This is a genomic window from Methylocystis sp. SC2, from assembly GCF_000304315.1.
GTDB lineage: Bacteria > Pseudomonadota > Alphaproteobacteria > Rhizobiales > Beijerinckiaceae > Methylocystis.
Genome location: NC_018485.1, coordinates 1,166,428 through 1,180,348 on the forward strand (window position 1 = coordinate 1,166,428; position 13,921 = coordinate 1,180,348).

14 protein-coding genes and 1 tRNA gene are annotated in these 13,921 nt (G+C 60.7%); 7 read left to right on the plus strand and 8 right to left on the minus strand.

Features of this window, described 5'->3' with window-relative positions:
- Positions 1 to 337 precede the first annotated feature (337 nt).
- From BN69_RS05485 to BN69_RS05515, 5 genes are all read right to left on the minus strand, one after another.
- Positions 338 to 598 (minus strand): hypothetical protein, encoded by a 261-nt coding sequence (locus BN69_RS05485; RefSeq protein ID WP_014890568.1) that lies wholly within the window; start codon positions 596 to 598, stop codon positions 338 to 340.
- Positions 599 to 846: 248 nt separating this feature from the next.
- The gene (locus tag BN69_RS05490) at positions 847 to 1,293 is read right to left on the minus strand and encodes a hypothetical protein (protein ID WP_041926812.1); all 447 of its coding nucleotides are present in this window, start codon (positions 1,291 to 1,293) and stop codon (positions 847 to 849) included.
- A 2,053-nt stretch (positions 1,294 to 3,346) separates the two neighbouring features.
- Complete coding sequence (gene murA, locus BN69_RS05500; RefSeq protein WP_014890572.1) at positions 3,347 to 4,642, minus strand: UDP-N-acetylglucosamine 1-carboxyvinyltransferase; 1,296 nt, start codon at positions 4,640 to 4,642, stop codon at positions 3,347 to 3,349.
- 258 nt (positions 4,643 to 4,900) lie between these two features.
- Positions 4,901 to 6,121, minus strand: coding sequence for a beta-ketoacyl-[acyl-carrier-protein] synthase family protein (locus BN69_RS05510; protein WP_014890574.1), 1,221 nt, complete (start codon positions 6,119 to 6,121; stop codon positions 4,901 to 4,903).
- A 172-nt stretch (positions 6,122 to 6,293) separates the two neighbouring features.
- Entirely contained in the window at positions 6,294 to 7,178 is an 885-nt protein-coding gene (locus BN69_RS05515; protein ID WP_014890575.1) for a UTP--glucose-1-phosphate uridylyltransferase, read from the minus strand.
- Positions 7,179 to 7,397: 219 nt separating this feature from the next.
- Between BN69_RS05515 and galE the strand changes: the two genes are divergently transcribed.
- From galE to BN69_RS05535, 4 genes are all read left to right on the plus strand, one after another.
- Positions 7,398 to 8,387, plus strand: coding sequence for a UDP-glucose 4-epimerase GalE (galE, locus tag BN69_RS05520; protein ID WP_014890576.1), 990 nt, complete (start codon positions 7,398 to 7,400; stop codon positions 8,385 to 8,387).
- 85 nt (positions 8,388 to 8,472) lie between these two features.
- Positions 8,473 to 8,802, plus strand: a complete 330-nt coding sequence (locus tag BN69_RS05525; RefSeq protein WP_041926813.1) for an ArsR/SmtB family transcription factor — start codon at positions 8,473 to 8,475, stop codon at positions 8,800 to 8,802.
- Between the two features lie 2 nt (positions 8,803 to 8,804).
- A complete protein-coding gene (locus tag BN69_RS05530; RefSeq protein ID WP_014890578.1) occupies positions 8,805 to 9,272 on the plus strand; it encodes an SRPBCC family protein in 468 nt (155 codons plus the stop codon).
- A gap of 79 nt (positions 9,273 to 9,351) precedes the next feature.
- Positions 9,352 to 9,428 (plus strand) — tRNA-Arg (locus BN69_RS05535).
- An 8-nt stretch (positions 9,429 to 9,436) separates the two neighbouring features.
- On the opposite strand, the gene BN69_RS05540 is transcribed toward BN69_RS05535, so the two are convergent.
- Together BN69_RS05540 and BN69_RS05545 are read right to left on the minus strand one after the other, a co-directional pair.
- Positions 9,437 to 10,249: a bestrophin-like domain gene (locus BN69_RS05540; RefSeq protein ID WP_014890579.1), complete on the minus strand. Its 813-nt coding sequence runs from the start codon at positions 10,247 to 10,249 to the stop codon at positions 9,437 to 9,439.
- A gap of 31 nt (positions 10,250 to 10,280) precedes the next feature.
- Positions 10,281 to 10,481 (minus strand): DUF2905 domain-containing protein, encoded by a 201-nt coding sequence (locus BN69_RS05545; RefSeq protein ID WP_014890580.1) that lies wholly within the window; start codon positions 10,479 to 10,481, stop codon positions 10,281 to 10,283.
- Between the two features lie 585 nt (positions 10,482 to 11,066).
- Here BN69_RS05545 and BN69_RS05555 point away from each other — a divergent pair.
- On the plus strand, positions 11,067 to 11,750 hold the full coding sequence (locus BN69_RS05555) for an alpha/beta hydrolase (RefSeq protein ID WP_014890582.1): 684 nt from the start codon (positions 11,067 to 11,069) through the stop codon (positions 11,748 to 11,750).
- Between the two features lie 24 nt (positions 11,751 to 11,774).
- Here BN69_RS05555 and BN69_RS05560 read toward each other — a convergent pair whose 3' ends face one another.
- Positions 11,775 to 12,533 carry a class I SAM-dependent methyltransferase gene (locus BN69_RS05560; RefSeq protein WP_014890583.1) on the minus strand — a complete coding sequence of 253 codons (759 nt, stop codon included), beginning with the start codon at positions 12,531 to 12,533 and terminating at the stop codon, positions 11,775 to 11,777.
- Between the two features lie 107 nt (positions 12,534 to 12,640).
- On the opposite strand from BN69_RS05560, the gene gloB reads away from it, so the two are divergent.
- Complete coding sequence (gene gloB / locus BN69_RS05565; protein ID WP_014890584.1) at positions 12,641 to 13,417, plus strand: hydroxyacylglutathione hydrolase; 777 nt, start codon at positions 12,641 to 12,643, stop codon at positions 13,415 to 13,417.
- Entirely contained in the window at positions 13,414 to 13,869 is a 456-nt protein-coding gene (locus tag BN69_RS05570; RefSeq protein ID WP_014890585.1) for a cupin domain-containing protein, read from the plus strand. The genes gloB and BN69_RS05570 overlap by 4 nt, the downstream gene beginning before the upstream one ends.
- Positions 13,870 to 13,921: the final 52 nt, after the last annotated feature.

A 13,921-nucleotide genomic window follows, 5' to 3' on the forward strand; every position in this document is an offset into this window, starting at 1 on the left:
ACATCCTTCCGAATACTGTACTAGCAACTCATACAAATAGTTGTTGTCGCTGTACAATTTTCCTTTACAGTTAAGCACAACTCCTTCACATTTTTTCCAATCACGTGACCGGAAATAGTAAGTAACAATTCTGTGCCAAGACCATACGAGGCCCACTGACGCAAAAATTAGGAAAGCAACTAGTTGCAGCTCATTGGACAATTTGGATACTCTTCTCATTCCGCTTTTTATCTGGCGAAGCCAGCGGAGAATTTTGCTGTCACTGGCCAGAGCGAGTCGGAACTCGCTCAATGAACGGCCACCGAGTCTCGAGGCAGGACTTTCTCACTTGGATATGTCAGCCATCGTCATCCTCCAAATCAGCAGGAATTCCGGCGGAGCCATACAGCGTGGCCGGATCGCCGGCTTCGTATTCTCGAATTTTCGTTTCGAAGAACCTTGCCAAACTATTGCGCAGATGGCGCGTGTCTCGCCCGCCAACTACGTTTTGGTAATTCCAGCGTCCCGAACACGTCGTGATTTCGCTTAACATATGCGCTTGCGTCCACATCATGTGCAGCGGATCGCCAGGGATGACGCGGCAGCTGCGCAAAGCCATCCGGCCAGGCCGGGTGGGCGAGGTGCGAACCGCATGCCTGCAAGCGCTCCCTATTCGCCAACTCGAAGAAAGGCGGGCGCACAGTATGCGCCGCGCTGAACCTGTAATATTGAGGCGCCTTCGGCTTTCGTCCGCGCATGCGCCGAGTCTGCGCTGCAATTTCAGTCGCCGCCTGCATCATGCGCCGCCCTTGCCGGGCAGATTGCCGTCGCCGTAATCATTGCCCAAGGAGGAGCTCCCCCAAGCACTTAGTTGACATTTAACCGAGGAACAAATGCGCCATCGCGTATTTCACAAATAGTCTGATCGGACGGCATGTATAATATATATTTATACATATCAAGAAAGATATAGTATTCCATAGAATCCGCTATGATTAGCAGCGCAGCGCTGTGATCGCCAAGATACACATCATGAAGGTTTTTGAACGCTGTTTTTAGTAGCGTATTCCAATATTTATCGATGACGTTCGTCATAATTATTGAATTTATTAGTTTTCCAGAGCCGCCTGGAATGTAGCAGACCAGGTAACGATGGCCAGCTTTGAGCTTTAGTCCGGCCACATCCTCCTTACGGCTGACGTCGACTGTGTTAGGATACGCCATTAGAAGCTCTCCAATGTCGAATTCGAAAGCGTACAGCAAAACGCCTGCGACCAACACCATTGATACAAGAATAGAGATCATCATTTTCATGTTCTATGATTCCGATCCGACGCCGCCGGCGTCGCGGCTGAGCTTGATCGGCGGCTTCCGATCGCCGGCATACTGACCAGCATCGTCAGGAGGAGGAGAATTTAGAAAGAGACGTAGCCAATAGTTCAAACTCCTCCTTATTTAGATAGTACCTGCACACTACATCACTTTCACTAATGGTCATGACACCGAAATAACCGTCTTGATTTCTACGGCATTCAATAGTGATTGAGTATTCTCCGTTCATAGAAAATTCACCTTTGCTATGGATTTTATCTCCTTCAAGAGTTCGCTATTCTCTCTTGGATCGGAGAAGATAGAGGACAGCCACCGTTTAAAGGAAAGAGCCACATCGATGCTCCAAGCTATTCGCCCAATCCACACTTCATTGTCACAGGCCAACGAGCCTCTTAATCCCTCAGCAGCGAACGGGCGCGTCAGATCCAGCTTGTCTGAGTTTAACGCCCATGATTCTCACTCCAGCTCTCTTAATCTTGTAGCAGCAGCTTCATGGCCTGAGTAATGAACAATCTGGTCGAGGATTGCACGTCCCCATAGAGCAAGTAATAGCCAGCGATTTGTGATCATGGTCTAGGAACTCATAAACAAAATCTACTGTTATAACTTCATTGTAAGGGAACCTATTTTCTCGAGAGACATACCACATGCCTTTACTTCCTTTCTGGCGCCGCCTACTAACATAATCCTCCGACGCACTGACTTCAGGATAATTTTCGAGAAAAAATTTCACCTCAGGAGACTTTTTAACAAAGTCAATTCCATTTCATCTGACTGAACACGTTTATTATCGTCGCAAAAAAAGTTGTCTCTGGTATCCCGGTAGAACCCTACTGCAACTTCCACCGCTAGTAGCACGAAGAGAAGGATAAGCGGCAATGAAATGAGAGTAGCTCCAGCTAGAGCGACCGTCTTTCTTCTTTTATAGCTCGTTTTCTAAGGCTATCTAAATTCAATTCGATACCCCAATTTGATTATTTTGCGATCGGCTCGACTCCTTATGCCGTTTTAGATGAGCTAGCGAATTGGCGATACCCGCCTGCGCCAGCGTCTGCGTCTGCAGCGTCTGCGTGCCGTCGGCGTTGGTGACGATCAGCTTGAACTGCGAGAAATTTGCGTCGCCGGCGCTGAGCTTGCCGTCGTGGGGACCCCTCCTCCCCAACCAAGTAAATAATTGTATAAATACGAGCCCGTATCTAAGGAGTAGCTTGTAATAATATTCGCCATAGATGTCTCTCCGCTTGATTAACAAGAGGGCTTATTAGGCGGCTCAACTCGACGATTGCCCCGACCTATAAAAAATGGACCACAGCAAGTGAAAAAACCCAAATCCAACAGAAAAGCTAGCGCCGCACAATACAAACATTGTTATAAACCACGTCTTTTTCACAAAAGCTGAATCAATTACACCAGATGGAGGGCTATACTGATAGACTAAGAACATCAAAATGTAAATTGATAGGCCAAAGCTAAGCGCTAAGGTAGTAAAATTCCAAAAATTGGGGGCAGACTTCCCCCGAATCTTCCCCCTCCGAATCAACAATGGAGGCATTGCCTTACCGAAGTATATAAATCCAACAATAACAGCGACTGAGTAGTATAAGAAAGCCCGCTCAAAGGAGCATACCTCCTGCGGAAACAGGAATTTATACTCGATGAACTTCTGAACCAAAGGCAGACCGGACAAGAGGCCATGTGGGCTGCGACATAAGTCAACTCTTGTTGATATTAGCGGAACAAGAAATGCAATAACCGCGGTGCCTGCCATGAAGCCTTCGAATACCTTTTCCTCAAGGGAAGTTGCCTCCCCTAGCAGTCCGTCTCCCTCGCCTTTCAATGCGCTGGGAGCGCGCCGTTCCTGACCAGAATTTTTACACATAGTTCTGCCAGGCGTGAGGTTGCCGGGTTCAGTTGTCGAGAAGGGCATGTCTTCTCTCGCGCGTGATTTACGCTTCACGGTCGCCATCGGCGACCGAGGCCAGTTCATTCACGCCGATGCGAGGAATGGGAAATCGTCGATAAACGACCTCCGCCCTCACCCCGCGGCGGTAATGCGCTCGATTTCCGCGCCGCAGCCCGAAAGCTTCTTCTCCAGCCGCTCGAAGCCGCGATCGAGATGATAGACGCGGTTGATCGTCGTCTCGCCGCGCGCGGCGAGCGCCGCGATGACGAGCGAGACGGAGGCGCGCAGATCTGTCGCCATGACCGGCGCGCCATCGAGGTGATCGGCTCCCGTCACGATCGCCGTATCCCCTTCAAGCTTGATTTGAGCGCCGAGGCGCGCGAGCTCCTGCACATGCATGAAGCGGTTCTCGAAAATCGTCTCGGTGATGCGCGAAACGCCCTTGGCGCGCGTCATCAGCGCCATGAACTGCGCCTGCAGATCGGTCGGGAAGGCGGGGAACGGCGCCGTCGTGACGTCGACCGGCGAAATGCCCGCGCCGTTACGCGTCACCCGCAGTCCTTCATTCGTCTCGGTGACGCTGGCGCCGGCCTGCACGAGGGCGTCGAGCCCCGCCTGCAGAAGATCGGCGCGCGCGCCGGCGAGCAGAACGTCGCCGCCCGTCATCGCCACCGCCATGGCGTAGGTGCCGGCCTCGATGCGATCGGGCATGACGGCATGCCGCGCGCCGTATAGCGAACCGACGCCCTCGATCTCGATCGTCGATTGCCCCGCGCCCTTGATGCGCGCGCCCATTTTCACGAGGCAGTCGGCAAGATCGACGACTTCCGGCTCGCGCGCGGCGTTGCGCAGCACGGTGGTTCCGCGCGCGAGCGACGCCGCCATCAGCGCCGTATGCGTGCCGCCCACCGTGACCTTGGGGAATTCGATCTCGGCGCCGACAAGGCCGTTCTTCGCCGTCGCGACGACATAGCCATTCTCGATGTCTATCTTCGCGCCGAGCTTTTCCAGCGCCATAAGCAGCAGATCGACGGGGCGCGTGCCAATCGCGCAGCCGCCCGGCAGCGACACGCGCGCCTCGCCGCAACGCGCGACGAGCGGCGCGAGCACCCAGAAGCTGGCGCGCATGCGCGAGACGAGATCATAGGGCGCGGTGGTGTCGACGATTTCACGCGCGGTGAGATGAACGGTGCGGCCGGCGTCGACGGACTCGCCGGTGCGCTTGCCGGCAATGGCGTAATCCACGCCATGATTGCCGAGGATGCGCTCGAGAAGCATCACGTCCGCGAGGAGCGGCATATTGGCGAGCGTCACGGTTTCGCGCGTCAGGAGCGATGCGATCATCAACGGCAAGGCGGCGTTCTTGGCGCCGGAAATCGGGATCACGCCATTGAGCCTGGTCCCGCCGACGATCTTGATCTTATCCATCACCCCTCGCTGTCGGTTTTCGAGTTCCCGCCGTGTGTCGCTGGCGCCTGGTTCCGCAGCGCGCGTTCGCGCGCCTTGCGACGGGCAAGATTGGCGCGCAAGGCGGCGGCAAGCGCCGCCTTCTTCTTCGGCTCGCCGTTAGACTTCGGGCTAAAATCCGCCCCTTTTGGGGCGCCGCCCCTGCCCTCCTCGTCGTTCTCTGTCATCGCGGTCGACTGCCCCTTTGCAAAACTACTGCGATTCTAGGGCTCTATCCGATCAAGTCATCGCCCGCACGGCGAGCGCCGCGTTGATGCCGCCAAAGGCGAAAGAATTCGAGAGCGCGACGCGAATCGGCATTTGCCGCGCGACATTGGGAATGGCGTCGACAGCGCATTTGGGGTCAGGCTCAAGAAAATTGATCGTCGGCGGCGCGATCTGATCGCGCAGCGCGGAAACGGTCACGACGAGCTCCAGCCCCCCGCTTGCGCCGAGCGCATGGCCATGCACGGGCTTCGTCGACGAGACCGGCGGCGGCGCGTCGCCGAAGACGGCGCGCATCGCCTGGGACTCGGTGATGTCATTGGCGTAGGTCGCCGTGCCATGGGCGTTGAGATAGTCGACGTCGCCGGGCGCCAATCCGGCGCTTTCGAGCGCAAGCCGCATGCAGCGCGACGGGCCTTCCACATCGGCGCGCAGCGGATCGAACGCGTCGCTCGTCGTGCCATAGCCGGCGAGTTCGCAGAGCGGCGTCGCGCCGCGCGCCAGCGCGCCCTCCAGAGTTTCGAGAATGACGACGGCGGCGCCTTCGCCAAGCGTCATGCCGTTGCGCTTCAGCGAAAACGGGCGACAGAGATCCGGCGTGAGAACGCGCAGCGCCTCCCATGAACGAATCGAGCCGTTGATCACGCAGGCTTCGGCGCCGCCGGCGATCGCGCGATCGGCGCGGCCGGCGCGCAGCATTTCAAAGGCCTCGCCGATGGCCTGCGCCGCCGAGGAACAGGCCGAGGCGAGCGCGAAGGTCGGTCCCTTGGCGCCGTAGCGCATGCCGAGAGTCGTCGGCGCGGCGCTCGGTATCAGGCGCGGCACGGTCAACGTATCGGGACGGCCGTCGAGCTTATATTCGAGATAGGCGTTGTTATCGATGGTCGTGGCGCCGCCGATGCCGGTGCCGATGATGACCGCGGTGCGCGGCCCGCCGACTTGCTTGCGCTCGAACCCCGCCTGCGCCAGCGCCTCGTCGGCGGCGACGATGGAAAATTGGGTGAAGGGATCGCAGTAGGGGAGCAGTTCGGCCTCGATATGCGCCGACGGATCGAAATCCGGGACCTGCGCGGCGATCTTGATTCTCCCCACATAGGGGCGCGCCGATCTCAGCGGGCGCACGCAAGACACGCCGTCGCGCGCCGCGCGCCACAGCGGCGTCGCGCCAACGCCGGCGGCCGACACGGCGCCCATTCCAGTAATGACGATTCTGCGCGCGGCGCCTTGTTGCGGCATCAATGTTCAATCCTTTGCTTGATTTAAACCACGCGCGCCATGCGCCGATCTTAAGAATCGTTTGAAGGTTTAATGAGGCGCGCGCCGGCGTCAAACGCGGGACCGCGCCTCAGACAGGGGCCGCAGTTCGCCCAAGACGGGCGTAAGCCCCTGTCTCTTTAGGGTATACACTCTAATCGAGCATCTTCTTCAGCTCGGCGCGCAGGCCCTCCGCGACGTCCGGCCGCGCCAGGCCGAAGGCGACATTGGCCACGAGAAATCCAAGCTTTGAACCCGTGTCATAGGTCCGCCCGTCGAAGCGCACGGCGTGGAAGGGCCGCGTCTTCGCAAGATGAATCATGGCGTCGGTAAGCTGAATTTCGCCGCCGGCGCCTTTTTCATGCCTTTCGAGCAGCGCGAAAATTTCCGGCTCCAGAATATAGCGACCGGAAATGATGAAATTGCTGGGCGCCGTCCCCTGCGGCGGCTTTTCGACCATCCCTGTGATTTCGAACGTCGCCCCGTAGTCCTTGCCGCGCGCGACGATGCCGTATTGATGCGTCTCTTCCGGCTTCACTTCCTCGACCGCGATGATATTGCCGCCGTGTGTTTCGTAAGCCGCGACCGCTTCCGCGAGACAGCGCGCGCTTTTGCCTCGCGCGGGAAGCGTGATCATGTCGGGCAGCAGCACCGCGAAGGGCTCGTCGCCGATAATGTCGCGCGCGCACCACACGGCGTGGCCGAGGCCAAGCGGGGCCTGCTGGCGGGTGAAGCTCGTCGCGCCCGCGGCTGGCAGGTCTGACATCAGCGCTTCATATTCCTTGGACTTGTTGCGGCGGCGCAGCGTGTCCTCAAGCTCATAGGCCATGTCGAAGTGATCCTCGATGGCCCCCTTGCCGCGCCCGGTGACGAAAATGAAATGCTCGATTCCGGCTTCTCGCGCCTCGTCCACGACATGCTGCACGACCGGGCGGTCGACGACGGTCAGCATCTCCTTGGGCACGGCCTTGGTGGCCGGCAGGAAGCGCGTGCCGAGCCCGGCGACGGGGAAAACAGCCTTGCGAATGCGTTTGCTCATGGAGAGGCCCATTGGGAGGTGAGACGGCGAAGGGTGATAGCGGCGAATCGCTCCGGAGGCGACTCGCCGCCGGATCGATGGAAGAAGTCTTGAAAAACGAGCCGTTTAGCACGATTTGGCTGGATCGTAGAGTTCGCCACGCGAATGGCGCAAAGACATGAGGCGTTAAAGGCCGCGCGGCGTTACCATCCGCCGAAGATATGAGAGGAAGGTTTTGGCATGACGGTTCTGGTTACGGGGGGCGCCGGCTATATCGGCAGTCATACGGTTCTCGAACTGCTCGACGCCGGCGAACCTGCGCCCGTCGTGCTCGACGATCTCTCGACAGGCTTCCGCTGGTCGGTTCCCGAGGGGACGCCGCTCGTGGTCGGCGATTTTGGCGACGTGGATCTCGTCGCGGATTTGATCGAGCGCTACGCCATTGATGAGATCATCCATTTCGCCGCAAAGATCGTCGTTCCCGATTCCGTCGCCGATCCTCTCGGTTATTACCTCAACAATACGGCGAAAGCGCGCACGCTGCTCGCGACGTCGGTGGCGCGTCGCGTCAAACGCTTTATCTTTTCTTCGACCGCCGCCGTCTACGGCGATCCTCTGCATAATCCGGTGACCGAGGACGAGCCGCTAAAGCCGGTGTCGCCCTATGGGCGATCGAAGCTCATGGTCGAGTGGATGCTGGAGGATACGGCGCGCGCGCATGACCTCGCCTATGTCGCCCTGCGCTATTTCAACGTCGCCGGCGCGGATCCGAAGGGTCGTTCGGGGCAATCGACGCCGAACGCCACGCATCTCATCAAGGTCGCCGTGCAGACGGCGCTCGGCCTGCGCCCAAAACTGCAGGTCTTCGGCGACGATTACCCGACGCCCGACGGCACATGCGTGCGCGACTATATCCAGGTCACCGATCTCGCGCGCGCCCATCTCGACGCCTTGCGCTATCTGCGCGAGGGCGGCGCCAACCTAACGGCCAATTGCGGCTATGAGCGCGGCTTTTCGGTTCTCGAAGTGATCGAATCGGTCAAGCGGGTTTCCGGCGTTGATTTCGACGTCGAAATGTCGCCGCGCCGTCCAGGCGACCCTGCCGCGATCGTCGCGGCGAACGAGCGAATCCGCCGAACGCTCGGTTGGACGCCGCGGCATGACGATCTTGACGAGATCGTTCGTCAGGCGCTGGAGTGGGAAAAGCGCCTCATGGCGCGCGGCGGCTGACGCAGCGCAGGAACGCGTCGTCCAACACTTAAGCAGTTCATGAAGTTTCTGTTGCGGATGACGCAGCGCAATGATACTTAAGCACATGCCTAAGCGTTCCGAGAGTCTCGATCGCATGTTCTCGGCGCTCGCCGATCCGACGCGACGCGCCATGGTCGAGCGCCTTGCGCGCGGGCCGGCGAATGTCAGCGAATTGGCCGGGCCGCTCAACATGTCGCTGCCTGCGGTCATGCAGCATCTGCAGACTCTGGAGCGGAGCGGGCTCGTGACGAGTCGAAAGGTCGGTCGCGTGCGCACCTGCCGCATCCAGCCAAAAAGATTCGACGCCGCGCAGGCGTGGCTCGCGCGGCAACGCGCGCATTGGGAGGCGCGCTTCGATGGTTTGGACGCGTTCCTTGAGAAAAGCGAGGATTAAGGATGGGCGATCAGAAACTCGATCTTGAAATTTCCCGCTTCGTGGCCGCCCCTCGCGCGCGCGTCTGGAAGGCGTGGACCGACCCTGAGATCCTTCAGCAATGGTGGTGCCCGCGGCCCTGGACAACCGAGATTCGCGCCTTCGACTTCCACCCCGGCGGCGCCTTCCACACGTTCATGAGCGGGCCGGATGGCGGAGAAAGCGACAATCCCGGCTGCTTTCTCGACATCGCGCCACAGGAGCGCATCATCTTCACCTCGATGCTGGTCGGCGGCTGGCGTCCCGCCTCGCCCTGGCTCGCCTTTACGGCGATTCTGACCATGGCCGACGAGGGCTCCGGCACGCGCTACGTCGCGCGCGTCATGCACAAGGACGAGGCCGAACGCCGCCGCCATGAAGAATTGGGATTCTACGACGGCTGGGGCGCATGCATCGCGCAGCTCGAGGAAGCGGCCCGGAATATTTCCTGAGGAGTAACGCCCCGAAAGCGCCGGCCGGCGCGCGCACGGAATTTTTTTAAAGCGCGCGCCGTGCTAAAGAAGCTCGCACGGTCCCGTAGCTCAGCAGGATAGAGCAGCGGTTTCCTAAACCGAAGGTCAGGGGTTCGAATCCCTTCGGGACCGCCAGCAACGCCTCAGCGCGCCTCCGGGAAGGCGCCCAGCACCGCTTCAAGCGGCCCTGAGTCGACCGTCATGCCGCCGTTGAATGGATTGTCCATCGCGGCGATCAGAAAGATCACCGAGCCAAGAAACAGCGCCATCGCGCCGCTCAGGATCAGATGGACATGGAGCTCCATGTCGAAGATGCATATCAGGCCCAGCAACAACAAACCGCCGAGACAGACCACCAGCCACAGCTCCTTTGGAATGCCATTCGCGCCGGCGGCGATGAGATAGCGGCGATGCTCGACCAGCGTGTTCAGACGGCTGAACGCCTCGGTCTGAACGATTTCCTCGCTTTTCAGCTTGGCCTGAAAACTCATCACCTGCGCGAAGAGCGCCGTCAATCCAGGCGAACGCGAATGGGGGTCCTGAGGAACATTGGGCGGCGGATGGACAGTGTCGATCGCCTCGCGCGCATAGTTGTGCAGATCGCGCTGAAGCTCGCCCCGAGTCGGCTGCGGAAAGCCGTCGAAATCTCGATGAAGGGTGGCGATCGTCAACGCCTCCTTAGAGACGATGTCCTGAACGGAAGAAAAATCCTGATAGGCCTCGACCGCGAGCAATCCCAACAAGATTCCGTAAAGCGTCGAATAGGCGGCGAGCGTCAGTCCGATCATTTCATTGGCGTTGCGACGCCCATGAATCCACGCATGCGCGAGCCGATTGAAAAGAAAAACGCCGAGCCAAGTCACGGCGACCGAGCCGACGCAGAGCAGAACCGCCATTTGCGGAACGGACAAAGTTTTAAACGACTGCGGCACCGGCGCCTCCTTCTTCGGCGACATTACGGACGCCCGCGTCGAATTGTCAAAAGGCTCACCGACTGAATATCCACAAGAGCAGACTGCCGACGACGCTCAAAATGAGCGACGTGGCGAGTGGAAAATAGAATTTGAAATTGCCGCGCTCGACGACGAGATCGCCTGGCAGGCGCCCAAGGCCAAATCTCTCGCCGACCATCCACAGAAGGCCGAGGCCGGCCATGACGAGCCCCGCAATGATGACAAACCTGGCCATAGGGTCAGCCTTTCTTCGCGTTCCTGATCGATGACTTTCCTATCGCTATTTCGTGCATTTCGGCGAAATCGCCAGCGGCGCCGGGACGATGCTCCGCAGCGCGCTTTCAGGTGACACATTGTCGCAAAGCCAGGAAACTCAGCGCGCTTCGCTTGACCGGCGCGTCGTCAAAGTTTAGGTGCCGACGAAGGGTTCGACGCCATTACTTTCTTTCGCCTGCGGCGAACCGACGCAATCGAACCGACGGCGCATGGCGCGGCTCTTGCGGGAGCCGGTTCGAGACGCGGGCCGCGCGACGCTTCGCAAAGCAACTGTCTCACTCCAATGGGTCGCTCCTGATGCGATCGCCGGCGCGCAGCGTTTGCGTGCGACTATGAGGGTTTTCATGAGGCCTGATCACATCTATCTCGCCATGACCATGGTCAAGCACAGCACGCTGGCCGCCGCTTGCATCTATGCGTTCAAGATCGTCTCGTTTTTCGTTAAGACCTTATAGTATAGCGATAGTTTCGCGCGCCGTTGCGCCGGCGCCGCGCTTCGCGCATAACCTCGCCACGCATCGATGCGACGAAGGGGCGCAGGTTCATGGCGGCGATTGACGGTCCGAGAGTGCAGGCGCGTTCCGGCAAGCCGAAGCAGCTCGTAGTTTTTCTTCACGGCTACGGCGCCGACGGCGCCGATCTCATCGAGATCGGCCGCCAATGGCGCGCCTTCCTTCCCGACGCCGATTTCGTCGCGCCGCACGCGCCCGACCGATGCGCCGCGTCGCCGACCGGACGACAATGGTTTCCGCTCACCATGCGCGATCCCGAAGAACGCTGGCGCGGCTGCGTCGCTGCGCGCCCGACGCTCGACGCCTTTCTGGACGCCGAGCTCGACAAGCGCGGGTTCGACGATCGCGCGCTGGCGCTGGTCGGATTCAGCCAGGGCACGATGATGGCGCTGCATACGGGACTGCGCCGCAAGCGCGCGCCGCGCGCGATTCTCGGCTATTCGGGAGTCTATGTGCTCGGGCCGGCGGAGGCGGACGAAGCGCCGACGGCCTATGAGAAACCGCCCGCCGTCCTCTTGGCGCACGGCGAAGAAGACGAAATGATCCCGGTCGAGGCGCTGCTCATGTCCGCCAATGCGCTTGCCGACTCCGGCGTGCCGACCCAATGGCACCTATCGGCGCGGCTTGGCCATGGAATCGACGAAACCGGATTGATCCACGGCGCGCTGTTCCTGGCGCAGTCCTTCGGCGTCGCCGTCGAACTCCGCCGGCGGTGAGGCGCGAAGCCGTCGTGCGACGCTCTAACTTATTCCTTCCAGCCCCGCCTCGGCGCCGGCGGGCTCCATCGCCGGCTCGAGTTCGATCGGCAGGCGACGCACGGCGCGGCGCATGACCGGGCGATAGAGCTGCTTCGTCGCCTCGACGATATGCACGCCGCCGCCGGGCAGCGAAAAGCGCCCGGCGATTCGCTCGAAGGCCGGCGCCGAGCGCAGCAGCGACGCGCGCTGGAACGGCGGCACATAAAGCGCCTCGTCCCAATAGAGCGGCAGAAACTGCGCCGCCTGCAACAATTGCTGCAGCTGGCCGCGCGAATAGGGGTGGCCCTGTCCAAAGGGCGTCGTGTCGACGCGCGCCCAAAGCCCCGTGCGGCTCGGCGCGACGATCAGCACCCGGCCGCCCGGCGCAAGAATGCGCCAGATCTCCTCGAGGAGATCATGCGGATGTTCGTCGGTCTCGAGCGCATGCACGATCAGGATGCGATCCATGCTGGCGTCGGGCAGCGGCGTCATCGACGGCTCCACCAGAGCGGAGGCGGAGCGCCCGTCGAGCGGCCAATGCACGACGCCCTGAGTGGCCGGCATAAAGGCTAGAACCCGCTGCGCTTTCTCGCGAAACCCGTCAAGATAGGGGGTCGCGTAGCCAAGGCCGAGCACGCGCAGGCCGGCGTGGTCCTGCCAGCGCGCGCGCACCAGCCGCGACACGAGGCGGCGGGCGACCCCGCCCAGCGCCGTATCGTAAAACGCGCGCAATTCGACAACGTCCAGCATGGCGCGGATCATCGGCGCAATCGCGCAACGGCGCAAGGCGCAGGGATCGTTCGCGCGCCGCAGTCGCGTTTTTTGGCGAAGCGCGTTTATGATAGGGACCGCCCGAGGAGACAAGCCCGATGGCATTGGAAGTCGCGCAGTTCATCTGCCTCAACGATAATTTCGGCTTGCTCGCTCATGAGCCGGAGCTCGGCGCGACCGCGAGCGTCGATGCGCCCGACGGCGAAGCCATCGCCAATGAGGCCGAGCGGCGCGGCTGGCCGCTGACGCATTTGCTGCTGACCCATCACCACGCCGATCACGTGCAGGGAACGCAGACGCTCAGGGCGCGCTTTCCGCACATGAAGGTGATCGGCGCCGCCAAGGACGCGCATCGCCTGCCGCCGCTCGATCGCGCGGTTTCGGAGGGCGATATCGTGGAAGTCGGCGAGGCGCGCGCGCGCGTCATCGAAACGCCCGGCCATACGCTTGGACACATCGCCTATTATTTCGGCGACGATGAAATCCTGTTTGTCGGCGACACGCTGTTCTCGCTCGGCTGCGGCCGCGTTTTCGAGGGCACCATGGACATGATGCGTCTCACGCTCGAAGCGCTCGCCAATCTGCCCGGCGAAACGCAGGTGTATTGCGGGCACGAATATACGCAGGCCAACGCCAAATTCGCGCTCACTGTCGATCCGGAGAACTCAGTGTTGCGCGAGCGGGCGCAGACCGTCGCCGAGCTGCGCAAGGACGGAAAATTCACGCTGCCGACGACGATCGCGCTCGAAAACGCCACCAACCCGTTCTTGCGCGTCGAGAACCCGAGCGTGAAGGCCGCAATGGGCATGCAGGGCGCCGATCCTTTCGCCGTCTTCGCCGCGATGCGCGAGCGCAAAAACAGCTTCGCCGCATGACGAACGGGCTCTCGACTGAGGAGGTTGTGCGGCTTCTCGATCTGGCGCCCCATCCCGAGGGCGGCTTTTATCGGCAGACCTTTCGCGATTCCTTGCCGGTCGGCGGCCCCCGCGCCGCCTCGACGGCGATCTATTATCTGCTCCCTGGCGGCGGGATATCCCGCTGGCATCGGGTCGACGCCGCCGAAGTCTGGCACTTTTACGCCGGCGCGCCGCTGGAGCTGAAGATGGCGTCGCAGGGCGCCCCGACCGAAGTCCTGCGCCTCGGCGCCGCCCTCGCGGCGGGCGAGCGGCCGCAAGCCGTGGTCCCCGCAGGCGTTTGGCAGTCGGCGAGAAGCCTCGGCCAGGGGGCGAGCGAATGGACCCTCGTCGGCTGCACGGTCGCGCCGGGCTTCGAATTCGCCGGCTTCGAGCTGGCGCCGGCGGACGCCTCGCCCGACTCTTTGCCTTGAACGCAAGGGCTTTCAGCCGATCGGGGGCTTTGACCGACCCGGCGGATAGTGT